The following is a 373-nucleotide window of genomic DNA, read 5'->3' on the forward strand; positions in this document are numbered from 1 at the left end:
ACCGGCGCCCTGGTGGGCTCGTCGGGCGCGATCCTCAGCTACATCATGTGCAAGGCGATGAACCGCAGCTTCATCTCCGTGATCCTGGGCGGCTTCGGCGCCGAGGACGCGGCGGCGGCTGGCGGCGGCAAGGTCGAGACCCGGCCGGTGAAGCAGGGCTCTGCGGACGACGCGGCCTTCATCATGAAGAACGCCTCCAAGGTCATCATCGTCCCCGGCTACGGCATGGCCGTGGCCCAGGCCCAGCACGCCCTGCGCGAGATGGCCGACGTGCTGAAGGAAGAGGGCGTCGAGGTGAAGTACGCCATCCACCCGGTCGCCGGCCGGATGCCCGGGCACATGAACGTGCTGCTGGCCGAGGCCAACGTGCCGT

General features: G+C 69.2%; 1 protein-coding gene. It reads left to right on the forward strand.

What is annotated here, in order from left to right:
* Positions 1-373, forward strand: a 373-nt coding sequence (locus AX721_RS23640) for an NAD(P)(+) transhydrogenase (Re/Si-specific) subunit beta (RefSeq protein WP_197422693.1), incomplete at both ends; no start/stop codon positions are given.

The sequence above is a fragment of the Phenylobacterium sp. CCH9-H3 genome, from assembly GCF_001557235.1.
In the GTDB taxonomy this organism is placed as follows: domain Bacteria; phylum Pseudomonadota; class Alphaproteobacteria; order Caulobacterales; family Caulobacteraceae; genus Phenylobacterium.